General features: G+C 70.4%; 20 protein-coding genes. 14 read left to right on the top strand and 6 right to left on the bottom strand.

Annotated elements, in window-relative coordinates:
- Positions 1-73: 73 nt before the first annotated feature.
- Positions 74-1,072, bottom strand: coding sequence for a magnesium/cobalt transporter CorA (gene corA, locus MRBLWH7_RS11320; protein ID WP_341994492.1), 999 nt, complete (start codon positions 1,070-1,072; stop codon positions 74-76).
- A gap of 126 nt (positions 1,073-1,198) precedes the next feature.
- Here corA and MRBLWH7_RS11315 point away from each other — a divergent pair, with 126 nt between their 5' ends.
- The 3 genes from MRBLWH7_RS11315 (at position 1,199) to MRBLWH7_RS11305 (ending at position 3,667) form a co-directional block, all read left to right on the top strand.
- The gene (locus tag MRBLWH7_RS11315; RefSeq protein WP_341994490.1) at positions 1,199-2,167 is read left to right on the top strand and encodes a squalene cyclase; all 969 of its coding nucleotides are present in this window, start codon (positions 1,199-1,201) and stop codon (positions 2,165-2,167) included.
- Between the two features lie 61 nt (positions 2,168-2,228).
- Positions 2,229-3,152: a trypsin-like peptidase domain-containing protein gene (locus MRBLWH7_RS11310; RefSeq protein WP_341994489.1), complete on the top strand. Its 924-nt coding sequence runs from the start codon at positions 2,229-2,231 to the stop codon at positions 3,150-3,152.
- A 47-nt stretch (positions 3,153-3,199) separates the two neighbouring features.
- Positions 3,200-3,667, top strand: a complete 468-nt coding sequence (locus MRBLWH7_RS11305) for a hypothetical protein (RefSeq protein WP_341994488.1) — start codon at positions 3,200-3,202, stop codon at positions 3,665-3,667.
- A 144-nt stretch (positions 3,668-3,811) separates the two neighbouring features.
- Here the strand turns inward: MRBLWH7_RS11305 and helR are convergent, their stop codons facing one another.
- Positions 3,812-5,986, bottom strand: a complete 2,175-nt coding sequence (gene helR, locus MRBLWH7_RS11300; RefSeq protein WP_341994486.1) for an RNA polymerase recycling motor ATPase HelR — start codon at positions 5,984-5,986, stop codon at positions 3,812-3,814.
- A gap of 332 nt (positions 5,987-6,318) precedes the next feature.
- On the opposite strand from helR, the gene MRBLWH7_RS11295 reads away from it, so the two are divergent.
- The 4 genes from MRBLWH7_RS11295 (at position 6,319) to panB (ending at position 11,314) form a co-directional block, all read left to right on the top strand.
- Positions 6,319-8,673 (top strand): arylsulfatase, encoded by a 2,355-nt coding sequence (locus MRBLWH7_RS11295; RefSeq protein WP_341994484.1) that lies wholly within the window; start codon positions 6,319-6,321, stop codon positions 8,671-8,673.
- Positions 8,674-8,874: 201 nt separating this feature from the next.
- Complete coding sequence (locus tag MRBLWH7_RS11290; protein WP_341994481.1) at positions 8,875-9,612, top strand: Rossmann-like and DUF2520 domain-containing protein; 738 nt, start codon at positions 8,875-8,877, stop codon at positions 9,610-9,612.
- A complete protein-coding gene (gene panC, locus MRBLWH7_RS11285) occupies positions 9,609-10,454 on the top strand; it encodes a pantoate--beta-alanine ligase (RefSeq protein ID WP_341994479.1) in 846 nt (281 codons plus the stop codon). The genes MRBLWH7_RS11290 and panC overlap by 4 nt, the downstream gene beginning before the upstream one ends.
- Positions 10,454-11,314 carry a 3-methyl-2-oxobutanoate hydroxymethyltransferase gene (gene panB / locus MRBLWH7_RS11280; RefSeq protein WP_341994477.1) on the top strand — a complete coding sequence of 287 codons (861 nt, stop codon included), beginning with the start codon at positions 10,454-10,456 and terminating at the stop codon, positions 11,312-11,314. The genes panC and panB overlap by 1 nt, the downstream gene beginning before the upstream one ends.
- Positions 11,315-11,340: 26 nt before the next feature.
- Here panB and MRBLWH7_RS11275 read toward each other — a convergent pair whose 3' ends face one another.
- The gene (locus tag MRBLWH7_RS11275) at positions 11,341-12,099 is read right to left on the bottom strand and encodes a GntR family transcriptional regulator (RefSeq protein WP_341994475.1); all 759 of its coding nucleotides are present in this window, start codon (positions 12,097-12,099) and stop codon (positions 11,341-11,343) included.
- A gap of 171 nt (positions 12,100-12,270) precedes the next feature.
- Here MRBLWH7_RS11275 and iolC point away from each other — a divergent pair, with 171 nt between their 5' ends.
- From iolC to MRBLWH7_RS11240, 7 genes are all read left to right on the top strand, one after another.
- Positions 12,271-13,230 carry a 5-dehydro-2-deoxygluconokinase gene (gene iolC, locus MRBLWH7_RS11270; RefSeq protein ID WP_341994473.1) on the top strand — a complete coding sequence of 320 codons (960 nt, stop codon included), beginning with the start codon at positions 12,271-12,273 and terminating at the stop codon, positions 13,228-13,230.
- The gene (locus MRBLWH7_RS11265; protein ID WP_341994471.1) at positions 13,227-14,123 is read left to right on the top strand and encodes a deoxyribose-phosphate aldolase; all 897 of its coding nucleotides are present in this window, start codon (positions 13,227-13,229) and stop codon (positions 14,121-14,123) included. Before iolC ends, MRBLWH7_RS11265 begins: the two co-directional genes overlap by 4 nt.
- A 19-nt stretch (positions 14,124-14,142) precedes the next feature.
- The gene (locus tag MRBLWH7_RS11260; protein ID WP_341994469.1) at positions 14,143-15,696 is read left to right on the top strand and encodes a CoA-acylating methylmalonate-semialdehyde dehydrogenase; all 1,554 of its coding nucleotides are present in this window, start codon (positions 14,143-14,145) and stop codon (positions 15,694-15,696) included.
- Between the two features lie 92 nt (positions 15,697-15,788).
- Positions 15,789-16,703, top strand: coding sequence for a 5-deoxy-glucuronate isomerase (iolB, locus tag MRBLWH7_RS11255; protein ID WP_341994467.1), 915 nt, complete (start codon positions 15,789-15,791; stop codon positions 16,701-16,703).
- Positions 16,703-18,616, top strand: coding sequence for a 3D-(3,5/4)-trihydroxycyclohexane-1,2-dione acylhydrolase (decyclizing) (gene iolD / locus MRBLWH7_RS11250; protein ID WP_341994465.1), 1,914 nt, complete (start codon positions 16,703-16,705; stop codon positions 18,614-18,616). The genes iolB and iolD overlap by 1 nt, the downstream gene beginning before the upstream one ends.
- Positions 18,617-18,655: 39 nt before the next feature.
- The gene (locus MRBLWH7_RS11245) at positions 18,656-19,933 is read left to right on the top strand and encodes a GNAT family N-acetyltransferase (RefSeq protein ID WP_341994464.1); all 1,278 of its coding nucleotides are present in this window, start codon (positions 18,656-18,658) and stop codon (positions 19,931-19,933) included.
- A gap of 369 nt (positions 19,934-20,302) precedes the next feature.
- Entirely contained in the window at positions 20,303-21,847 is a 1,545-nt protein-coding gene (locus MRBLWH7_RS11240; protein WP_341994463.1) for a M20/M25/M40 family metallo-hydrolase, read from the top strand.
- Here MRBLWH7_RS11240 and MRBLWH7_RS11235 read toward each other — a convergent pair.
- The 3 genes from MRBLWH7_RS11235 to MRBLWH7_RS11225 all read right to left on the bottom strand — a co-directional run bounded on the left by MRBLWH7_RS11235 (position 21,822) and on the right by MRBLWH7_RS11225 (position 24,140).
- On the bottom strand, positions 21,822-22,121 hold the full coding sequence (locus MRBLWH7_RS11235; protein WP_341994462.1) for a hypothetical protein: 300 nt from the start codon (positions 22,119-22,121) through the stop codon (positions 21,822-21,824). The two genes, MRBLWH7_RS11240 and MRBLWH7_RS11235, sit on opposite strands and share 26 nt — an antisense overlap.
- A gap of 67 nt (positions 22,122-22,188) precedes the next feature.
- Positions 22,189-23,319, bottom strand: coding sequence for a Gfo/Idh/MocA family oxidoreductase (locus MRBLWH7_RS11230; protein WP_341994461.1), 1,131 nt, complete (start codon positions 23,317-23,319; stop codon positions 22,189-22,191).
- The gene (locus MRBLWH7_RS11225) at positions 23,319-24,140 is read right to left on the bottom strand and encodes a sugar phosphate isomerase/epimerase (RefSeq protein WP_341994459.1); all 822 of its coding nucleotides are present in this window, start codon (positions 24,138-24,140) and stop codon (positions 23,319-23,321) included. Before MRBLWH7_RS11225 ends, MRBLWH7_RS11230 begins: the two co-directional genes overlap by 1 nt.
- Positions 24,141-24,165 lie beyond the last annotated feature (25 nt).

Below are 24,165 nucleotides of genomic sequence, written 5' to 3'. Positions count from 1 at the left end.
AGCCCCGGTGGCTTGACCGGGTGCGCAGGAACCGTGACTCCTGGTGCGACGCCACCCGGCGCGGGCTCAGGTCTCAGAGCCAGTGGCGCTTGCGGAACACCCAGTAGAGGGTGAGGCTCGTCGCCGCCATCAGGGCGAGCGCCATCGGGTAGCCGAGCGGCCATTCCAATTCGGGCATATACACGAAGTTCATGCCGTAGATGGTGCCCACCAGGGTGGGGCCGAAGAGGATCGCGGCCCATCCCGAGATCTTCTTGACCTGCTCGTTCTGCACGAGCGCGGTATCGGTCTGGCGCTGCGTGACGATCGTCGCGTTGACGGTGAGGGCGTTGTCGAGGATCGAGCGGAACGCCGCGGTCTTGTCGATGATGCGCAGGGCGTGGTCGTGCACGTCTCGGAGCGAGCGCTGCAGTTCGAGGTCGACCTCGTACTTCGGCGCGCCGCGCTGCAGCGACTCGAGCATGTCGGCGAGCGGTGCGACCGCGCGCTGCAGCGTGATCACCTCGCGCGACAGGTCGTAGATGCGCTTGGACAGCGTGACACCGCCGTTCTCGAACAGCGCGTCCTCGATCTCGTCGATGTCGTTCTCGACGCCCTCGACGACCGGCGTGTATTCGTCGACGACCTCGTCGAGGATCGCGTACAGCACCGCCTCGGGACCGAGTGCGAGCAGCTCGGGCTCCTGCTCCATCCGCCGACGGACGCGGCTGAGGTCGGGAGACTCCGCGTGCCGGATCGTCACGATGAAATCGGGGCCGACGAAGACGTGCAGTTCGCCGAAGTCGACCGTCTCGGTCTCATCGATGTACCGCGCCGGACGCAGCACCACGAAGAGGATGTCGCCGTAGCGCTCCAGCTTCGATCGCTGGTGTCCGGTCAGTGCGTCTTCGACCGCCAGAGGGTGCAGGGCGAACTCGTCGGCGACCTCGGCGATCTCCTCCGGGGTCGGGCGGAAGAGCCCGATCCACGCCATCCCGTGATGTGCGCGGGTGTACTCGAAGGTCTCGGCGAGGCTCGACGGATTCTCGATCCGCTTACCGGCGACGTACACGCCGTTGTCGACGATGGGCATCGGGCAATTCTGCCTGACCCGCGGGTCGGCGGGCGACGATCCTCACGCTTCTCGGACGGAGGGATGCTGCGGCCGGGGCGGTGTGCAGAGTTCGACGTTGTCGGCGGCGGTGGCTAGCCTGCCCGCATGACCATCGATCGCGATGTGCTCGACTGGCTCCTCGACTCCGATCCGGCGCTGCGCTGGCAGGTGGAGCGCGATATCGCGGGGGCTCCGCCCGAAGTCTGGGAGGCTACGCGCGCCCGGGTGGGGACCGAGGGCTTCGGTGCGCGGCTGCTGGCGGAACAAGACGCCGACGGGCAATGGGCAGGAGGTGCCTTCTTCCCCGCAGGCTTCTTCGGAAGGGCCGAACAGGACGAGCCCGGCCAGCCCTGGGTCGCGACGACGTGGGTGCTCAAGGACCTCCGTGAGTGGGGCGTCGATGCCGCCGTGCTCGATGGCACCGCGGAGAAGATCGCCGAGAACAGCAGGTGGGAGTACGACGACCTGTCGTACTGGGGCGGAGAGGTCGACGTCTGCATCAACTCGTACACACTGGCGAGCGGCGCCTGGCTCGGAGCCGACGTCTCGCAACTGGTCGCGTGGTTCCCCGAGCATCGGCTCGCCGACGGGGGCTGGAACTGCGAGGCGGAAGAGGGCGACTCCGTGCGTTCGTCCTTCCACTCGACGCTCAACGCGGCGCGCGGCATCCTCGCGTACGAGCGGATCACGGGTGACACGAGCATGCGCGACGCCCGCCACGGCGGCGAGGAGTACCTCCTGTCACGCCATCTCATGAATCGGGCGACGACCGGCGAGGTCGTCGGCGACTTCGTCACGCGATTCGTCTATCCGAACCGGCATCGCTACAGCGCCCTGGTCGCGCTCGATCACTTCCGCGACGTCGCACTGCTCGAGGGCACTCCACCCGATCCGAGGCTCGCGGACGCCGTCGAGGTCGTGCGCGCAGCCCGGCAGCCCGACGGCACCTGGCTGCAGGGCACCCCGTTGCCGGGTCGCACCTGGTTCGACGTCGACGTCGCCGAGGGCGAGCCCTCGCGTTGGCTCACGCTGATCGGCACGCGGGTGCTGGATTGGTGGGATGCCCCGATCTGACGAGGCTTCCGCCTTCGGCGAACTTCGGCCGCAGCATCCGTGACGGGTCGACACTGGTTTCGTGGACGACCAGGAGGCACTCGACGCCTACTCCTCGACGGTCATGCGTGTCGCGCAGACCGTGCTGCCGTCCGTCGCGGCGGTGAGTGTGCGCACCCGCCAGGGCGCGGGTGCCGGCAGCGCGTCGGTCATCACGTCGGAGGGGCACCTGCTCACGAGCGCGCATGTGGTGGAGGGCGCGATCGGGGTGGAGGTCGCGTTCCCGGACGGCACGGTGGCGGCAGCATCCGTCATCGGCGCCGATCCACTGTCGGACCTGGCCGTGCTCCGCGCGGACGTCGACACCCCACCACCGCTGACGATGGGGGATGCCTCGAAGCTCGGGGTCGGGCAGCTCGTGGTCGCCCTCGGCAATCCGCGCGGATTCTCGGGCAGCGTGACCGCGGGGATCGTGTCGGCACTCGGACGCTCGCTGCCGACGCGCTCGGGCCGGGTGATCGACGAGGTGATCCAGACCGACGCGGCCCTCAATCCGGGCAACAGCGGCGGCGTGCTCGCCGACAGCGCCGGCCGCATGGTCGGGGTGAACACCGCGGTCGCCGGCATCGGCCTGGGGCTCGCGGTGCCGATCAACGCCACGACGCGGGAGATCATCGACGCACTGCGAGTTGCGGGTCGCGTACGGCGCGCGTGGCTGGGCATCGCCGGCTCGACCGTGCCGCTCGGTCCCCACGTCGCGGCGAAGGCCGGGTCGAAGGTCGGGATGCAGGTGGTGTCGGTCGTCCCGAACAGTCCCGCCGCCGTGGCCGGTGCCCGTGTCGGGGACATCGTGCTCTCGCTCGACGGCGTCACGATCGCCGACCCGACAGCACTGCAGCGGCGCATGGTGGAGGGGGCGATCGGCCGCCGCATGGAGATGACCCTCTGGCGCAACGGCGCGCTGGTCGACGTCGTGGTGCTTCCGGAGGAACTTCGGGTGCGCTGACCGCGCGCGGATCTACGCTGTGACTGTCGACGAAGGAAGGAGTCGCGGTGTCCACGTATGACGAGCACTTCTCTCACGCCCACGTTCCCGGGCCGGGTGAGTCGAGCATCCCCGAGCTCGAAGTCGACGAGACGATCCCACCCCGCCCCGAGGAGGAGGTCGCCGACGTCGCGCGGGCAGAGCCCGACGTCGAAGACCACAGCCACCACCGGAGCATCGTCCGAGTGTGGCGTGGAGTGATCCGCACGGAGGACCGCGACGAATACGTCGCCTATGTCGAGCGGACGGGAATCGCCGAGTATCGCGCGCTTCCCGGAAATCGGGACGCGTGGACGCTGACGCGAGAACTCCCTCACGGCCTCACGGAGATCCTGGCACTTTCGCGGTGGGACAGCCTGGACAGCATCCGAGAGTTCGCGGGCGACGACATCGGCAGGGCGGTGTACTACCCGGAGGACGATCGGTTCCTCGTGGAGAGGGACGACACCGTGCGCCACTACGTGCAGCGCGACTGACCCGTCACGGCACGTAGGTGTCGTTGTCGATGCTCAGCCCGCGGGTCACGCGGGGATTCGGGGGGCGCGACTCGCGGGATGATCGTGTCGATTCCGCGTGTTGCGACCCCTGAGCGCCGCGGTCCAGGGCAACGGGCGACGGGATCAACCCTCCAGCACCACCAGGCGCTCGGTGGCTCGGGTCATCGCCACGTAGCGGTCGACGGCACCCTCGGTCCCGTCACCGAACGTCGACGGCTCGACGAGCACGACGAGGTCGAACTCGAGGCCCTTCGCGAGCTCAGGGGTGAGCGAGCGCACGCGCTCCTGCGGGGCGAAGGACGGATCGCCGATGACGCACGCCACACCCTCGCCGTGCCCGTCGAGCCATTCGGCGAGGATGGCGTCGCGCTCCGCCACCGCGCCGCGGCGCACCGGCACCCCGCTCGAACGGATCGACGTGGGCACGTTCGCGTCGGGGACCGCCGCGCGGATCACCGGCTCGGCCTCGGCCATGACCTCGCTCGGCGTGCGGTAGTTGATCGTGAGCGACGACACGCCGACCTCGCTCAGACCGGCGTGCTCCAGGCGATCCTGCCACGACTCGTGGAAGCCGTGCCGCGCCTGCGCCCGGTCGCCGACCACCGTGAAGCTGCGCGACGGGCAGCGGGCCAGCAGCATCCGCCATTGCGCATCGGTGAGCTCCTGGGCCTCGTCGACGACCACGTGCGCGAACGGCCCCGCGAGCAGGTCGGGGTCGACGGCGTCGAGCACCGACTCGTCGACGAGGCTGTTGCGCAGGTCGTCGCCGTCGAGCCACTGCACCATCTCGTCGCCGGCCTCCTTCAGACGGTCGACGACCTGCGCCATGTACTCGCGCTCCTGCGCGAGCTTCGCCTCGCGCTCCCGGCGTCGTCGCGACGCCCCCGGACCGCCCAGCCGGCGCCGGGCCGCGTCGAGCAGTGGCAGATCCGCGGTCGTCCAGGCGGCAGCATCCGATCTCTGGAGCGCCGCGATCTCATCCGCTTCGAGCCATGGAGCGCAGCGGCGCAGATACGCGGGGACACTCCACAGATCGGACACGAGAACGGATGCCTCGACCAGCGGCCACGCGCGGCCGAAGGCGCGCGTCAGCTCCTCGTTGCGAGCCAGCGCCCGCCGCAGCTGGTGCAGCGGCACCTCTTCGCCGTCGACCTGGTCGGTGAGGATGTCGAGGACCGTCTCCCAGACCTGGTCGCGCGCCTCGTTGTGCGGCAGGCCCGCCTCGGCCGACGCGAACGCCTCGGCCCAGTCCTGTGGCGCGAGCCACAGCTCGGCCCACGGTGTCTCGACGAGCAGGCCCTCGGTGGGCGGCTCCTCGTAGAGCCGGACGGCGGGCTCGATCGCGTCCACCATGCGTGCGTCGGCCTTCAGTCGCGCGACGACGGGGTCGGTCTCAGGCCCCGCCGCCGCGCCCTCGCTCACGAGGTCGCGCAGGGTGCAGGTCTGCACGCTCTCCTCGCCGAGGCTGGGGAGCACATCCTCCACGTAGGAGAGGTACGCGGGGCTCGGGCCGACGAACAGCACGCCGCCGCGCCCTTCGCCGAGGTGCGGGTCGGAGTACACCAGGTACGCGGCGCGGTGCAGCGCCACCACGGTCTTGCCCGTACCGGGGCCGCCGTCCACGACGAGCGCACCCCGTGAGCCGGCGCGGATGATGGCGTCCTGATCGGCCTGGATCGTGCCGAGCACATCGCGCATGCGGGGCGAGCGGCTCGCTCCGAGGCTCGCGATGAATGCGGACTGGTCGTCGAGTGCCGCGTTGTGGTCGAGCCCCTCGGCGGTGAAGACCTCGTCCCAGTAATCGGTGACGTGATCGCCGGTCCAGCGGTACCGCCGGCGGCTCACGAGCCCGGAGGGGTGCGCGTGCGTGGCGGCGAAGAAGGGCTCGGCGGCGGGCGTACGCCAGTCGACGAGCAGGCGGTGGCCGGCAGCATCCGTGAGTCCGAAGCGGCCGATGTAGACGGGCTCGGAGCCGTCGGCGGGAACCATGCGGCCCAGACACGCGTCGACCCCGAAGCGGCGCAGCACCCGCAGCCGCGCCGAGACGCGGTGGATCTCGATGTCTCGCTCGACGCCCGCCTGGCCGTGCCCGCCGGGGCGGCGGCGCAGCTCGTCGAGGCGCAGCCCGAGTCCCGCGATCGAGCGCTCGAGGGCGTCGGCGATCGCGGCGAAGTGCTGCTCGTCGCCGCCGATGAGCGCCGGGTCGGACTTGGCGGAGAGGCGGGCGGGAAGGTGGAAGGCGGTGAGCTCGGCTGAGGGAGAGCGCGGGTTCGAATCGCTGATCGGAAGGGTATTCACGGCATCGGCTCCAGGCGGCTTCGCGACGCGGGTTCGGGCGGAGTGAGTGGGTGGGAAACGGGGCAGGAGCGTCGCGACCGACCAGTATGCGCCCTCGAGGGGCCCTTGCCGCAAGGCCCCCACCCACGGATATCCTGGTAGTGGCAGGAAGGTCGCGCCTCTGCGTGCGCGGGCCCCGCCCCATCCCGGCAGCTCACGCCGCTGTCACGCATCGTTCACCTCGGCGGAGGGGTTCACGCGATCCGAATGATGCCCGCTGAGCGCGCCGCTCGATACGGTGACCTCGTGGGGGCCCGTTGCGCCCGCCCACTGCTCGGGGACAGGAGACACGCATGACCGCTGACGACCGCACCTCTGTCGTGGGGGAGCCGCTCCCACCCGCACGGACGCTTCCCTTCCCGCCGAAGCCGTCCGGCAGCTACGCGGGCCGCACGCTCGCCGAGTCGACGTACTCGCCGCTGCCGCCCGAGCGCCATCTGAACGAGAACGCGCCCAACGTGCTCGTCATCCTCATCGACGACGCCGGGCCCGCGCTCCCGGCGCCTCTCGGCGGCAAGGTCGCCACGCCGACGCTCGATCGCATCCGCCAGGGCGGCATCGGCTACAACCGCTTCCACACCACGTCGATGTGCTCGCCGACGCGCGCCTCGCTGCTGACCGGTCGCAACCACCACCGCGTGGGCGCCGGTCAGATCGCCGAGCTCGCCAATGACTGGGACGGCTACTCGGGTCACATCCCGAAGTCGAGCGCCACCATGGCCGAGGTGCTGCGCAACTACGGCTACTCGACCGCGGCGTGGGGCAAGTGGCACAACACGCCCGCCGAAGAGACCACCAAGGCCGGCCCATACGAGAATTGGCCGACCGGCAACGGCTTCGAGTACTTCTACGGCTTCCTCGCGGGCGAGGCGTCGCAGTACGAGCCCAACCTGGTGCGCAACACGACGTCGGTGCTGCCGCCGAAGTCGCCGGAGGAGGGGTATCACCTCAGCGAGGACATCGCCGACGATGCGATCGCGTGGCTGCGCGACCACAAGGCGCTCTCGCCCGACAAGCCCTTCTTCATGTACTGGGCGACCGGCGCCATCCACGGCCCGCACCACGTGCACAAGGAGTGGGCCGACAAGTACAAGGGCGTCTTCGACGACGGGTGGGACGTCTACCGCGAGGAGGCACTCGTGGGGGCGAAGGCGGCGGGCTGGGTGCCCGAGGACGCGGTGCTCACGCCCCGGCCCGACTCGCTGCAGGGCTGGGACGACATCCCCGACCACCAGAAGCCGTTCCAGGCCCGTCTCATGGAGGTGTGCGCCGGGTTCGGCGAGCACGCCGACGTGCAGGCCGGCCGTGTGGTCGATGAGCTCGAGCGACTGGGCTACGCCGACGACACGATCGTCATCTACATCTGGGGCGACAACGGCTCATCGGGCGAGGGCCAGAACGGCACGATCAGCGAGCTGCTCGCGCAGAACATGATCCCGACCACGATCGACCAGCACATCGCGGCTCTCGAGGAGCTCGGCGGCCTCGACGCACTGGGCACGCCGGCGACCGACAACCAGTACCACGCAGCGTGGGCCTGGGCGGGGTCGACCCCGTATCAGGGCATGAAGCTGATGGCCTCCCACCTCGGCGGCACCCGCAACCCGATGTTCATCCAGTGGCCTGGGCGGATCGCGCCCGACCCGGCGCCGCGCACCCAGTTCCACCACGTCATCGACCTGGCTCCGACGCTCTACGAGATCCTCGGCATCTCGCACCCCGAGACGGTGAACGGCGTCCCGCAGGACCCGATCGACGGCACGAGCTTCGCCTACTCGATCGTCGACAAGACCGCCGAGGGCCGCCACCGTGTGCAGTACTTCGAGGTGATGGCGAGCCGCGCGATCTACGAGGACGGTTGGATGGCGTGCACGACCGGCCCGCGCCTGCCCTGGGTCCCGGGGCTGGCGCCGGGGATCCAGACCTGGACGCCCGACCACGACAGGTGGGAGCTCTACCACCTCGACGAGGACTGGAGCCAGTCGAAGGATCTCGCCGACCAGCATCCCGACAAGCTCGCGCAGCTCAAGGACGTGTTCTGGATCGAAGCAGCCAAGAACAAGGTCCTCCCCATCGGCGGCGGACTGTGGGTCGTGCCGCTGCACCCGGAGTTGCGGTTCGCCCCGCCCTACACCGAGTGGGAGATGACAGGCGACACCACCCGGGTGCCGGAGTTCTGCGCGCCCGCTCTCGGCAACAGACCGAACCTGGTCACCGTCGAGGCGACCGTGGGCGAGAAGGCCAACGGCGTGCTCTACAAGCTCGGCGGCGCCGGCGGCGGTCTGACCGCGTTCGTCGTCGACGGCATCCTCACGTACGAGTACAACCTCTTCCTGGTGCAACGGACGACCATCGCGGCCGCTGAGCCGCTCGCGGCGGGCGACCACACGATCGAGATCGAGACGTCGTACGTCGAGCCGCGACCGGGCGGCCCGCTCAGCGTCGTGCTGCGGGTCGACGGAACGGAGGTCGCGTCGGGCACGGTGCCCGTCAGTGCGCCGCTGCTGTTCACGGCGAACGACTGCCTCGACATCGGCCGCGCCTACGGCGGTGCCGTCTCCCGCGCCTACGTCGACAAGATGCCGTTCGCCTTCGACGGTGAGATCGGCCGCGTCCACGTCGCGTACAAGGTGCCCGCCCAGGCGTAGCGGGGCACAAAGCGGCGGCCCCCGACTCTCGCCGGTCGGGGGCCGCTCTCGTTCACGGACGACGGATGCTGCGCCCCTCAGCCCGTCGCGTGCTCGGCGTGCGATCCCTCCCGTTCGCCTGCTCGCGCCGTCCCGGGTACTTTTGAACCTGGTTCAGCCGTCCTGGACCGGATCCATGCGCCGTGACGGGAGACGACGACGATGCCGGACTCGCACTCCGCGCACGCGCTTGCCCGCGTCGCGATCGTCGGCGACGGTCGCGTCGGTCGTGCCATGGTGTCTGCGCTCCGTCGAGCCGGTGTCGACGTGCAAGGTCCCCTCGGCCGCGGCGCGACGGGCGAGCGCGCCGACATCGTGCTGCTCGCGGTGCCGGATGCCGAGATCGGCGTCGCGGCGGCGCTCATCGCACCGGACCGTGTCGTAGGACACTTCTCGGGCGCGACGACGCTCGAGCCGCTCGCACCGCACGAGGCGCTCAGCATCCACCCCCTCACCACCGTGACCGGCGAAACGTCCTTCGCGGGCGTGCCCGCGGCCCTCGCCGGGTCGACCGCGGAGGCCCTCGCCGCCGCGCATGCGCTCGCCGACGCGCTGGGGATGAGGCCGTTCGACGTTTCCGATGCCGACCGCCCCGCGTACCACGCGGCCGCGTCGATCGCCTCGAACTTCCTGGTGACGCTCGAGTCCTTCGCTGAGGACCTCGCCGCGACCGCGGGTGTTCCCCGCGAGGCGCTCGCACCGCTCGTGCGCGCCACGGTCGCGAACTGGGAGGCTCACGCAGCCGCAGCCCTCACCGGGCCCATCGCCCGCGGCGACGAGCAGACCGTCGCCCGCCAGCGCGCCGCCGTGGCCCAGCGGCTCCCCGAGCGCGCCGAGCTCTTCGACGCCCTGGTCGCCGCGACGCGCGACCTCCGCGCGCGACAGGAGGCGGGCTCATGATCGTCGTCCGCACCGTCGCCGACCTGCGCGCCGCGCTGCGAGAGCGCCGTAGCGGCAGCATCGGCCTCGTCCCGACGATGGGCGCCCTCCATGAGGGGCACGCGACACTTGTGCGTGCTGCCCGCAACACCGACGAGACCGTCGTCATGACGATCTTCGTCAACCCGGCGCAGTTCAACGAGCAGTCCGATCTCGCCGCGTACCCCCGCACCGAGGGGGCCGACCTCGCGCTCGCCGAGGCCGAAGGGGTCGACGTCGTCTTCGCCCCGGAAGCCTCCGAGGTCTACCCCGACGGCTTCGCCACCACCGTGAGCGTCGGCGGCGCGATCGCCGAGACCCTCGAGGGCGCCGAGCGCGGCCGTGCGCACTTCGACGGCGTCGCCACCGTCGTGACGAAGCTGATGCTCGCGGCGCTTCCCGACCACGCGTACTTCGGCGCGAAGGACGCCCAGCAGGTCGCGGTCATCCGCCGCCTGGTGGCCGACCTCGGCATACCTGTCACCCTCGTCGTGTGCCCCACGTCGCGCGATGCCGACGGCCTCGCCCGCTCCAGTCGCAACACGCGCCTCTCACCGGACGAGCGGACGCGGGCCCTCGCGATCCCGCACGCACTGCAGGAGGTGACGGATGCTGCCGCCGCCGGCATCGCCGACACCGAGGCGCTGCGCGCCCGTGCCTTCGCGACGCTCGAGGCATCCGGCATCCGTCCCGAGTACGTCGCCTTCGTCGACCCGATCACGTTCGCCCCGAAGCACACGGTCGACCGACCGGTGCTTGTCGCGATCGCAGCCCGCGTCGGCAGCACGCGGCTCATCGACAACACCGTCCTAGGAGGTGCGTGATGCGCGCACAGGTCACCCTGCAGCGACTCGCCGAGATGAAGGCGCGCCGCGAGCCGATCGTGATGGTCACGGCCTACGACTACCCGACCGCTCGCGTCGCGGAGCAGGCCGAGGTCGACATGGTGCTCGTCGGCGACTCCGGCGCGCAGGTCGTGCTCGGGCACGATTCCACCGTCGCGGTCACCGTCGACGAGATGCTCGTGCTCGCCGGCGCCGTGCGCCGCGGCGTGCAGTCGGCGTTCGTCGTGGCCGACCTGCCGTTCGGGTCGACCGAGGTGTCGGACGAACAGGCCGTCACGACCGCGATCCGGTTCGTCAAGGAGGCCGGCGCCGACGCCGTCAAGCTCGAGGGCGGGGGAGAGGCGCGGCTCAGCCGCATCCGTGCGATCGCCGACGCGGGCATCCCCGTCGTCGCGCACGTGGGTCTCACCCCGCAGACAGCCGTGGCTCTCGGCGGCCTCCGCGCGCAGGGGCGCACCGCGGAGTCGGCCGCGCGCATCGTGCGCGAGTCCCTCGCCGTGCAAGCCGCTGGGGCGAGCGTGCTCGTCATCGAAGCGGTGCCCGCCGATGTCGCCGCCGTCGTGCTGCCGGCGCTCGAGATCCCGGTGATCGGCATCGGGGCCGGTCCCGCCGACGGCCAGGTGCTCGTGATCCACGACCTGCTCGGCATCACCGAGGGCAAGACCGCGGCGTTCGTCAAGCGCTACGGCGCCATCGGCCCCGACATGGTGGCCGGCGTCGCCGCCTACGCCCGCGAGGTCCGGGGCGGGGTGTTCCCCGGCCCCGAGCACGGGTACTCCGCGACCGACGTCGCGATCGAGGCCGCCCGCGCCGAGCTCGACGCCCGCTCGCGCGACTGATCAGGGCCGCAGCATCCGCTCAGCGCTCACTTCGCCACGAGCGTCGTCTGGAAGCTGTACATGTCGGGGCGGTAGCAGTGGTGGCCGAACTCGACGGCGCGGCCGGAAGCGTCGAAGGCGACCCGCTCCATCGTGAGGACGGGACCGCCCTTGTCGATGTCGAGCAGCCCCGGCTCGTCGCCGTGGGCGCGGCGCGCACCGATCTTCTGATTGGCGACTCGGATGGCGACGCCCCGCGCGCGCATGATCTCGTACAGGCCCTTCCGCTGCAGCTGCTCCGTGGTGATGTCTGCGAACTCGATCGGGAGATAGTTCGTGAGCACCGCCACCGGCACGCCGTCGGTGGAGCGCTGGCGGCGCAGGTAGACGATGTCGGAGCCGACCGGAACACGCAGCGCCTCCGCGGTGGCGGGATCGGCCGGCCGGGTATCGTGCTCGAGCACGAGGGTGCCCGGCTCGTGCTGGGAGCTCTTGAGGTCTTCGTAGAGGCTGGTCAGCTCGACCTGGCGGGTCACCTGCCCCTGCACGACCTGTGTGCCGATGCCGCGGCGCCGCACCAGGAGTCCCTTGTCGACGAGCTCCTCCATCGCCCGGCGGATGGTCGGCCGTGAGAGTCCCGCCCGCTGGCCGATCGCGATCTCGTTCTCGAGGCGCGCGCCTGCGGGGATCTCGCCGGAACGGATCGCCTGTTCGATGGCGGTGGATACCTGGAAGTACAGCGGCACGGGGCCGGTACGGTCCAGGCTCGCGAGCAGATCGTCGATCTTGACCACGTCGTCTGTCATCACTCAACTCCCAAGTCCCGACAGCATAATGTCCCGACAATGCTACAACGACTCAACTTTGTCAGTCGACCACACGCGGGATGACATTGCACGCGGTGCTTGTGCTATTGTCAGGACAATGCATCCACCGATGCGCGACCTTCGGGCGCGCAGAGAGTTGTACAGCGGAGTATGACCGAGAACACTTCTCCCCTCGACGTCCTGGCCTTCGGACGGCTGGGCGTCGACATCTACCCGCTCCAGTCCGGAGTCGGGCTCGAAGAGGTGCAGACGTTCGGCAAGTTCCTCGGTGGCAGCGCTGCGAACGTCAGCGTGGCCGCCGCACGGCACGGTCGCCGTGTCGCGCTGATCGCCGGTGTCGGCGAGGACCCGTTCGGTCGTTATCTGCTCGCCGAGCTGGAGCGTCTCGGCGTCGACAACCGCTACGTGGGTGTGAACCCCGCGCTGAAGACTCCGGTCACCTTCTGCGAGATCTTCCCGCCGGACGACTTCCCGCTGTACTTCTACCGCGAGCCGAAGGCGCCCGACCTCGACGTGGCGCCCGCCGACCTCGACCTCGAGGCGGTCCGCTCGGCGCGCATCTTCTGGTTCACGGCGACCGGGCTCAGCCAGGAGCCGAGCCGTGCGGCGCATCACGCCGCGCTGCAGGCGCGTACCGCGGGGCACACCGTGTTCGACCTCGACTACCGTCCGATGTTCTGGGCCGACCCGGCCGAGGCGGGTGTCCAGGTGGCGGCAGTGCTCGAGCACGCGACGGTGGCCGTCGGCAACCGCGAGGAGTGCGAGGTCGCCGTGGGCGAAACCGAGCCTGAGCGCGCCGCCGATGCGCTGCTGGAGCGCGGCGTCGAGCTCGCGATCGTGAAGCAGGGGCCCAAGGGCGTGCTCGCCAAGACTCGCGACGAGTCGGTCGTCGTGCCGCCGTACCGGGTCGACGTGGTGAACGGGCTGGGCGCGGGTGACGCCTTCGGTGGCGCGCTGTGCCACGGGCTGCTCGCCGGGTGGGACCTCGAGCGCATCCTCCGCTTCGCGAACGTCGCCGGCGCGATCGTCGCCTCGCGCCTGGAGTGCTCGACGGCGATGCCCACCGAGGCCGAGGTGGCTGCGATCCTCGAGACGGGAGTGTCCCGATGACGCAGTTCCTCACTGCGGACGACTTCGCGCGCCTCCGCGACATCCGTGCCACGCAGCCCGCCACCATCGGCGCGGCGCTGGCGGACCGCCGCCGACGTGAGGTGCTGCGGGGCGACGGACGCCTCTTCATCGTCGCCGCCGACCACCCCGCCCGTGGCGCGCTCGGGGTCGGGTCGAACCCGATGGCGATGGGCGACCGGTACGGACTTCTCGACCGCCTGGCGACGGCGCTCAGCCGCCCCGGTGTCGACGGCGTGCTGGGAACGCCCGACATCATCGACGACCTCGCGACGCTGGGCCTGCTCGACGACAAGATCGTCGTCGGGTCCATGAATCGCGGGGGCCTGCGCGGCGCGTCGTTCGAGATGGACGACCGCATGACCGCCTACGACGTTGCCACCATGGTCGCGTCTGGCATCGACTTCGCGAAGACCCTCGTGCGCGTCGACCTGGACGACCCCGGCACCGTCTCGACGCTCACCGCGATGACGGATGCCGTCACCCAGGCATCGGCCGCAGGCCTGCCCATCATGCTCGAGCCGTTCCTCAGCAGCCGCGTCGACGGGCGCATCGTCAACGACCTTTCGACGGATGCCGTGATCCTGTCGATCGCGATCGCATCCGGTCTCGGGGCCGCCAGCGCCTACACCTGGATGAAGCTGCCGGTCGTCGACGACATGGAACGGGTGATGGCCGCCACGACCATGCCGACGCTGCTGCTCGGCGGCGACGCCGGCGTCGACCCCGACGAGACGTTCGCCGCCTGGGAGGACGCACTGTCGCTCCCGGGCGTGCGCGGGCTGACCGTGGGACGCACTCTTCTCTACCCGCCCGACGACGACGTCGCCGCCGCCGTGGACACCGCGGCCGGCCTCGTCCACACCGACCTCTGAACCCGACGAAGGAACTCCTATGAGCATCACCGACATTTCAGTCGCCACGACCGGCATGGATGCCGACGTCCGTGTCGTCTCGCATTGGATCGATGGGGCGGAGCGTGGGTCGTCGTCGGGTCGGACGGCGCCGGTGTTCAACCCGGCGACCGGTGTTGTGTCGGCGCGGGTGGCGTTGGCGGATGAGGTGGAGATCGGTGCGGCGATCGCGTCGGCCGAGGCCGGCTACCAGGTGTGGAGCCAGTACTCGATCGCGAGGCGGCAGAGCGTGGTGTTCGCGTTCCGGGAGATCCTGAACGCCCGCAAGCGGGAGTTGGCGGAGATCGTGACGGCGGAGCACGGCAAGGTGCTCTCGGACGCGATGGGGGAGATCCTGCGCGGTCAGGAGGTGGTGGAGCTGGCGTGCGGGTTCCCGCATCTGATCAAGGGCGCGTTCAGTGAGAACGCGTCGACCGGGATCGATGTGTACTCGCTGAAGCAGCCGCTGGGGGTGGTGGGGGTGATCAGCCCGTTCAACTTCCCGGTGATGGTGCCGTTGTGGTTCGTGCCGATCGCGATCGCCGCGGGCAACGCGGTGGTCCTCAAGCCCAGTGAGAAGGACCCGTCGGCGGCGTTGTGGCTGGCCGCGGCGTGGCAGGAAGCGGGCCTGCCGGACGGGGTGTTCACGGTGCTGCAGGGCGACAAGCTCGCCGTGGACGGGCTGCTCACCAGCCCGGTGGTGCAGTCGATCAGCTTCGTCGGGTCCACCCCGATCGCGCAGTACATCTACGAGACCGCGTCGAAGCATGGCAAGCGGGTGCAGGCGCTGGGTGGTGCGAAGAACCACATGCTGGTGCTCCCCGACGCCGATCTGGACCTGGTCGCCGACCAGGCCGTGAACGCCGGGTACGGTGCCGCCGGGGAACGCTGCATGGCCATCTCGGTCGTGCTCGCCGTGGAACCGGTCGCCGACGACCTCATCGGCAAGATCACCGACCGGATCAGCCGGCTCACGATCGGCAACGGGGCGGGGGTGGACGGTGTCGAGCCCGACATGGGACCGCTGATCACCGACCTCCACCGGAACAAGGTCTCCGAGTATGTCGACATCGCCGAAGCCGATGGCGCCACCATCGTCGTCGACGGCCGCGACTGCACGGTGGCCGGGCACGAGGACGGGTTCTTCTTCGGCCCCACCCTGATCGATGACATCCCCACCACCAGCAAGGCGTACCGGGAGGAGATCTTCGGACCGGTGCTGTCCGTGGTCCGCGTGCAGTCCTACGACGAGGGGCTGGAGCTGATCAACTCCGGCCGGTTCGGCAACGGCACCGCGATCTTCACCAACGACGGCGGCGCGGCCCGCCGGTTCCAGAACGAGGTGCAGGTCGGCATGATCGGCATCAACGTGCCCATCCCGGTCCCGGTCGCGTACCACTCCTTCGGCGGCTGGAAGGCCTCCCTGTTCGGCGACGCGAAAGCCTACGGCGTGCACGGGTTCGACTTCTTCACCCGCGAGAAAGCCATCACCAGCCGCTGGGCCGACCCCGCCAGCCACGGCGGCATCAACCTCGGCTTCCCCCAGAACAACTGACCCGACCCTCGGTCGTTGAGCGAGCGAAGCGAGTCGAAACGCCCCGTGCGCCGCAGCATCCGTCCCGCAGAATCGACACACGAGAGCACGAGATGAGCACTTCGGACCAGCGCTGGTTCCACCGCCGAGGCGACCTCGCCCGTGACGGCTGGGAGAGCGTCGTCGACGGGGCGACTCCCGGGTGGGAGCACACCGGCATCCGCGTGGGGACCCTCTCTGACGGGGAGCACCTGACCCTCGACGAGCGTGGCGTCGAGCGGATCATCGTCCCGCTCGCCGGATCGTTCCAGGTGGTGCACCGCCACTTCCCGGGTGAGTGGGAGACCCGTCTGCACGGCCGGGCTTCGGTGTTCGACGGCCCGACGGACGTGCTCTACCTCCCCGCAGGCACGACCGCCGAGGTCCGCGGCCAGGGGCGCGTCGCGATCGCCGAGGCGCCGACGAGCGGGGCGCGCGAGTGGCAGTACATCCCCGCGTCCGAGACGCCGGTCGAGCTGCGCGGTGCCGGTCGCTCGAGCCGGCAGGTGCACAACTTCGGCACGCCGCAGGCGCTCGACGCCGCCCGTCTCATCGTGTGCGAGGTCATCACGCCGGCCGAGAACTGGTCGTCGTACCCGCCGCACAAGCACGACGAGCACGTGCCAGGGCACGAGTCGCGCCTCGAGGAGATCTACTACTTCGAGACGGCGCCGGTGTCGGGATCGGATGCTGCGGCCGAGGCCGCGTTCGGCATGTTCAGCACCTACTCATCCCCGGCGGGCGAGATCGAGATCAACGCCATGGTGCGCACCGGCGACATCGCGCTCGTGCCCTTCGGCTACCACGGCCCCGCCGTCGCGGCGCCCGGTTACGACCTGTACTACCTCAACGTCATGGCCGGCCCCGACCCCGAGCGGGAGTGGCTGATCAGCGACGACCCCGCGCATGCTTGGGTGCGCGACACCTGGACCGGGCAGAGCTTCGACGAGCGACTGCCGTACACGAGCGACAAGGAAGGCGGCCGCTGATGGGCGGGACCAGACGGATGACGGTGAGCCAGGCGCTCGTAGAGTTCCTGGCGCACCAGTGGACCGTGGACGGCGACATCCGCGAGCGGACGATCCCGGGCATGCTCGGCATCTTCGGTCACGGCAACGTGGCCGGGATCGGGCAGGCGCTGAAGCAGGTCAACGTCCAGAACCCCGACCTGATGCCGTACTACCAGGCACGAAACGAGCAGGCGATGGTGCACCAGGCCGTCGGCTATGCGCGCATGCACCGCCGCCGCGGCACCTACGCGTCGGCCGCCTCCGTCGGCCCCGGGGCGGCGAACATGCTCACCGCTGCGGCCCTCGCGACGACGAACCGGCTGCCGGCCCTGCTCCTGCCGAGCGACACGTTCGCGACGCGTGTCGCCGACCCGGTGCTGCAGCAGCTCGAGCAGCCGTGGGACATCGGCCTGCAGGTGACGGACGCCTTCCGCCCGCTGTCGCGCTTCTTCGACCGCGTGCATCGCCCCGAGCAGCTCTTCTCGATCGCGCTGGCGGCGATGCGCGCGCTCACCGACCCGGCCGAGACGGGAGCCGTCACCATCGCGCTCCCCGAGGACGTGCAGGCCGAGGCGCTCGACGTTCCGGTGGAGTTCCTGCAGGACCGCGAGTGGCACATCCGCCGCCCGCTGCCCGAGCGCGGGCCGCTCGCCCGCGCAGTCGCGGCGATCCGTGGTGCGAAGAACCCCGTCATCGTGGCCGGCGGTGGCGTCATCTACTCCGGCGCCGAGGACCGGCTCCGCGAGCTCGTCGAAGCCACCGGCATCCCGGTCGGCACCACGCAGGCCGGCGGCGGTGCCCTGAACTGGGACCACCCGCAGAACGTCGGCGGCGTGGGCGCGACCGGCACGCTCGCCGCCAACCGCCTCGCGGCCGCGGCCGACGTCATCATCGGCATCGGCACGCGCTACAGCGACTTCACGACGGCGTCTCGCACGGCGTTCCAGAACCCCGACGTCGTGTTCGTGAACATCAACATCGCGTCCTTCGACGCGTACAAGCACGGCTCGCAGCTTCCCGTGATCGCCGACGCCCGCGAGGCTCTCGCCGAGCTCGCCATCGAGCTGGAGGGCTTCGAGGTCAGCCCCGAGTACCGCGAGCGCATCGCGCGCGAGAAAGCGGAATGGGATGCTGCGGTCGATGCTGCGTTCGCCCCCTCGGGGCTCGCGCTGCCCGGCCAGCCCGAGATCGTCGGCGCTGTCCAGTCGACGAGCGCGCCCGAGGATGTCATCGTGCAGGCCGCCGGGTCGCTCCCGGGAGATCTGCACAAGCTGTGGCGCGTGCGTGATCCGCTCGGGTACCACGTCGAGTACGCGTTCTCGTGCATGGGCTACGAGATCGCCGGGGGACTCGGCGCGAAGCGCGGCCTGCTCGCCGACGGCGACGACCGCGACGTCATCGTCATGGTCGGCGACGGCTCGTACCTGATGCTCAACACCGAGCTCGTCACCGCGGTCGCCGAGGGCATCAAGCTCATCGTCGTGCTCATCCAGAACCACGGCTTCGCCTCCATCGGCCACCTGTCGGAGACGGTCGGCTCGGAGCGCTTCGGCACCAGGTACCGCGAGTACGACAGCGAGGCCCGCAACTTCCAGGGCGAGAAGATCCTCCCGGTCGACCTCGCCATGAATGCGCGCAGCTACGGCCTCGACGTCATCGAGATCGAGCCCGGCGCCTCCGCCATCGACGACCTCAAGGCGGCCGTCGCACAGGCGAAGGCATCCGATCGGTCGACCTTCATCCACATCAACAGCGACCCGCTCATCTACGCGCCCGACGGGGCCGGCTGGTGGGACGTGCCGGTGCCCGAGGTCTCCACCCTCGAATCCACCCGGCGGGCGCGCGAGGAGTACCTCGTCCAGCAGGCGAACCAGAGACCGCTCCTCGGCTAGCCTGAGGCGACCCACCTCGCACCGAAGGGAGCCCGGGCCATGGCAGGCTGGCGCATCCGTGACTATCACGCCGACGACGTCGACGGCATCCTCCGGCTCTGGGAGCAGGTCACCGCCGAGGGCGTCGAGCCGGTGTACAGCCTCTCCGAGGTGCTCGCCTCCTGCGCGAAGGACCACGCCGTGGTCGCCGTCGTCGGCGAGCAGGTCGTCGGCGCGGCGATCGGCCGGGCCGCGCACGCGCAGGGCTGGGTGGTGTTCCTCGCCACCGCCTCGCACGTGCGGGGCGTGGGCATCGGCTCCTCCCTCCTCGCCGCGCTGGAGGCGCGCATGGCACCGCAGGGCATCTCCAAACTCTCCGCCCTCATGCCGGCCGCCGAGACCCGGATGGGCGCGTTCCTGCACCAGGGCTTCGAATTGATGCGGGACCTGCACTACTTCGAGCGGCATATCCCCGTGCAGCGTGAGGAGCTCAAGCGCCTCGCCGAGCTCGGCGGGCGCGTGCTGCCCCGCGGGCTGTGGGACGCGGTCGGCGGCATGAACACCGAGAAGGAGCTGCTCGAGCGGCGGGTGGTGCTGCCGCTCGCGCAGTCGGAGCTCGCGGAGCGGTTCGGGGTGGTGCCGCCGCGCGCGATCGTTCTGTTCGGACCGCCCGGAACCGGCAAGACGACGTTCGCGAAGGCGATCGCCTCGCGCCTGGAGTGGTCGTTCGTCGAGGTGTTCCCGTCGCGCCTCGCGGCCCACCCCGGCGGGTTGGCGGGTGCGTTGCGCGAGACATTCGCGACCATCGCCGAGCTCGAGCACGCCGTGGTCTTCATCGACGAGGTCGAGGAGATCGCCTCGCACCGCCAGGGCGAGCCGCCGTCGCCCACGCAGGGCGTCACGAACGAGCTGCTCAAGATCATTCCGGCCTTCCGCGAGCAGCCGGGACGCCTCCTGATCTGCGCGACGAACTTCATCAGGTCGCTGGATGCCGCGTTCCTCCGGCACGGTCGTTTCGACTACGTGATCCCGATCGGCCTTCCCGACCAGCAGGCCCGCGATGCGATCTGGCGCCGGTACATCCCGGAGGCCGCCGTGGGGATCGACGTGCCGGAGCTGGTCGCGATGACCGACGGCTTCTCGCCCGCCGACATCGAGTTCGCCGCGCGGAAGGCGTCGCAGTCGGCCCTCGAGAACGCTGTGGACTCGGGTTCGTCCGAGCCCGAGGGGCCGTTCATGGACGACTACACCGCCGCGATCGCCGGCACCCGCGCCACGGTCTCGGCCCAGGTCGCCGCCGACTTCCTCGAGGACATCGAGACGGTCGGCCGCCTGTAGCGGAATCGATCAATCTGCTGAGAGTGCCGCCGTCCGCGCGGTGACCGGGCGCGGTCCGGCCCAGGCTGCATGTCGTCGCCTCGGGCATCGACTTCGACGCCATCGCGGGAGGCATCGACCTCGACGCCCTCGCGGGCGGCGCGGAGCTCGGCGGCGCGGGCGATCGGGTCTCGGGCGCCGGCGAGTCGCTGTCGGGCTTCGGCGACCAACTCTCGAACTTCGAGCTCCCCGGCATCGGCGACCTCTTCGGCAACTGAGCGCGCGGTCGCCGGGGCTCTTCCCAGGGGCTTCGGAGAGTTGTAGGTTCCCGCTCAGGCGTCGCCATCGGCGCCGGCACCTCGCAACTCCCGAAACCCCTGAGGAGCAGCAGTGACCCAAAGAAATCGACGCAGCGCCACGATCGCCGCGTCTGCCCTCATCGTCGGCGGCCTGACCGTCGCGACCGTCAGCGCCCCGGCGCTGGCAGCCCCGCCCACCGACACCACGGCACTGACCGACGCCGTGACGGCTACGGGCCTCGAGACCCACCTGCAAGCGCTGCAAGATATCGCGGACGCCAACGGCGGCACCCGCGCAGCCGGAACCAGCGGCTATCTGGCCTCGCTCGAGTACGTCGAGTCGACGCTGCAGGCCGCGGGGTACCTCACTCAGCGCCAGGCGTTCTCGTACGACCTCGTCGACTACGAAGGATCGACCCTCGCGCAGACGGCCCCGGGAACGGTGTCGTACGACTTCCTCGACGAGTTCTACCCCATGGAGTTCTCCGGAGACGGGGTGGTCGAGGCGCCGGTGCAGGCGGTCGACGTCAATCTCGCCGGTGACCGCGCGTCGACGAGCGGCTGCGAGACGACCGACTTCGCGAACTTCGTCGAGGGGTCCATCGCACTCCTTCAGCGCGGCTCGTGCGACTTCAGCGTGAAGGCGGCCAACGCCGTCGCCGAAGGCGCGGTGGGCGTCATCATCTTCAATCAGGGCAACGTCGACCCCAGTGACGACCGTTTCGGTGTCTTCGGTGGAACGCTCGGCAGCGCCGACTGGACCGCCGATCCCGTCCCCGTGGTCAGCACCTCGTTCGAGGTCGGTCAGCAGCTCGTCGGAACCGCGGGACTGGTGATGGAGATCGCGGTGGTCACGAATGCCACCACGATCGACACCTGGAACCTGCTGGCCGACACCCCGGCCGGCCGGACGGACCGCACCGTCGTCGTCGGCGCCCACCTCGACTCGGTTCCTGAAGGCCCCGGCATCAATGACAACGGCTCAGGCACGGCGACCCTCCTCGAGACGGCGCTCCAGATGGCTGCGCTGGGCATCGAACCCGAGAACCGCGTGCGCTTCGCCTTCTGGGGCGGTGAGGAGGACGGCCTGAACGGGTCGAACTACTACGTGTCGCAGCTGAGCAAGACCGACATCAAGAACCACGCCGTCAACCTGAACTTCGACATGCTCGGCTCGCCGAACGGCGGGCGGTTCATCTACGACGGCGACGGTAACGGCTTCGGCACCACCGGTCCCAACGGCTCCGACGTCGTCGAGGGCGTGTTCGAGGAGTGGTTTGCCGCGGAGGACCTGGCCACCGAGCCGACGGCGTTCGATGGGCGCAGCGACTACTTCGCGTTCATCGGGGCAGGCATCCCCGCGGGCGGTCTGTTCTCCGGCGCCGAGGACATCAAGACGGCGGACCAGGCGGTGAAGTTCGGCGGAACGGCGGGCGTGGCGTTCGACCCGTGCTACCACCAGGCGTGCGACGACATAGACAACATCGACCCGGTGCTCCTCGAGCAGCTGGCCGACGCGGCCGCGCACGCGACGCTCATCTTCGCGCAGACCCAGTCCGCGGTGAACGGCACGGCGAAGGGCAAGGCGCTCGGCCACTGGTCGCCCGCGTTCAAGGGCAATTCGCCGCTGCGGTGACGGGAGGATCCCGGATGCCGCGGCCCGCGGCATCCGGGACGAGCAGCGTGAGGCCGAGCGTGCGACGCGCGGCCCCCGACGTCGACGAGCAAGAGCGGCTGCTGTGCACGAGAAGCGCGCCGACGCGGCGCGCAGCGAAGCACAGCCCGGGTACGACTCCGCGGAGCGGCGTGCGGTGACTGCCCGCGAGCTCGAGCAGCCGCCATGTCCAGTTCGACGTCGCCGCTTTCGCGTCGGACGTGAGATGGATCGTTGAGGCGCCGGGGGGAGGCATCCGTCTCCTCAACGCTCGAAGGCCCCCTGCTGTGCGGCAGGGGGCCTTCGAGCGCGCCGGCGTCGGATCAGAGCGTCGCGGCCAGCGGGTCGAAGTCCGCGGGGAGCGAGCCGACCTCGCCGAGGGTGCTCTGGACGTCGACGTAGGTGCGCGACGCGGCCGCCTCTTCGATCGACAGCAGGGTGTCGAGCACGTGGTAGCCGAACTCGCCGGTGGCGATGTGCGGGCGACCGTCGCGGATCGAGCGTGCCATGTCGAGCAGGCCCAGGCCGCGGCCGGCGAGCACGCCCTCCTGGGGCACCTCGAGGATCTCCTGCTCGCTCACCGTCGCGTCGGTGAGCGGACGGATGATCGAGATGTCGCCGCCGAACATGTTCGGGTCGGGGATCACGATGGTGCCCTCGGTGCCGTTGATCTCGACGATGCCGTGGCGCTTGAGGGGCGAGTCGGTGCTGTACAGGCTCTGCGCCTGACCGCCCTGCTCGAAGTCCATCAGCACCGACAGCGTCGACGGGATCTCGACCGGGAACTCCTGGCCGGCGAGCTCGCCGGACTTGACGGTGCGGGTCGGGACGCCCTGGAGCCCGAGAGCCGCGACCGACGCGACCGGACCGAACACGTGCACGAGCGTGGAGACGTAGTACGGACCCATGTCGAGCAGAGGGCCGGCGCCCTTGGCGTAGAGGAAGGCGGGGTTCGGGTGCCAGAGCTCGGGGCCCTGCCACTGGAACGTCGTCGTCGCGAACAGCGGGCGGCCGATGTCGCCGCGAGCGATCGCGCGCTTGGCCGTCTGCACGCCCGGGCCGAGCACGGTGTCAGGAGCGACGCCGACGCGCAGGCCCGCGGCATCCGCCGTCTTGAGCAGTCGCGCCGACTCCTCGCGGTCGATGCCGATGGGCTTCTCGGTCCACACGTGCTTGCCCGCGGCGATGATCGCCTCCGACACCTCGACGTGCACGGCCGGGATCGTGAGGTTCACGACGATGTCGACGTCGGGGTCGTTCAGCACGACATCCACGCCGCCGGCGTGCGGCACGCCGTACTTCTCGGCCTGCGCCTTGGCGCGGTCCTCGAGTACGTCGCCGATCGCGATGACCCGCACGTCGGGGAAGCTCGACAGGTGCGTCAGGTACTGGTCGCTGATGTTGCCCGCGCCGATGATGCCGACGCCGAGGGCTCCGGAGGTAGACGTGGCCATCAGACGGCTGCCTTCTCGCTGAGCGTCTCGTCGAGGAAGACGCGGCTCTGCTCGACCGCGTCGAACAGGTCGCCGCCGGTGAAGTGATCGAACTCGACGATCGCGACCTCGAGGGCCGGCGCCGCCGCGATCGCCTCGGCGAGCGGCACGACGCCCTGGCCGGCGGGGACCTGGTCGGCCGGCGGGTAGGCGGCGACGGCCTCGGCCTCGAGCGTGCCGTCCTTGACGTGGACGGCGATCACGCGGTCGCCGAGGGTGCGCAGGAGGGCCGGCGAGTCGACGCCGGCGCGGGCCGCCCAGTACAGGTCGATCTCGAGCACGACGCGCTCGTCGAGCAGGTCGGCGAGGAGTTCGAGGCCGGTCTTGCCGTCGAACGTCGCCTCGAGCTCGTGCGCGTGGTTGTGGTAGCCGACACGGATGCCGCGGGCGGCGCCGAGCTCGGCCGCAGCGTTCAGCTGCTGGGCGATGTCGGCGATCTGCTCCCGGCTCTGCCAGAGGGTGGGGTCGGTGTAGGGCTCGATGACCGTCGTCATGCCGAGGGTCTCGGCGGCGTCGAAGACGGCCTCGGGAGCGGGAACCGCGCGGGTCGTCGTCGTACCGTCGGGATTGACGAACGACGTCGAGGCGAGGAACGCGTGGCCGGTCGGCGCGGCGATGCCGGTCGCCTTCAGTGCGGCCGCGAGCGGCTCGGCCCGGTGCACGAAGTCGTAGGGCTCGGCGGCGGTGAAGCCGCGCGATGCGAGCTCGGCCAGGGTGCCTTCGAGGTCGGACTCGAGAGCCTCGCGGACGGTGAACAGCTGGATGGATGTCTGGACCGGCATCGGTCGCGCTCCTTCGGTGTCTGCT

This window comes from Microbacterium sp. LWH7-1.2, from assembly GCF_038397755.1.
Taxonomy (GTDB): Bacteria; Actinomycetota; Actinomycetes; order Actinomycetales; family Microbacteriaceae; genus Microbacterium.
Note: the sequence above shows the minus strand (reverse complement) of the source record. Positions and strands in the feature narration are given on the sequence as shown.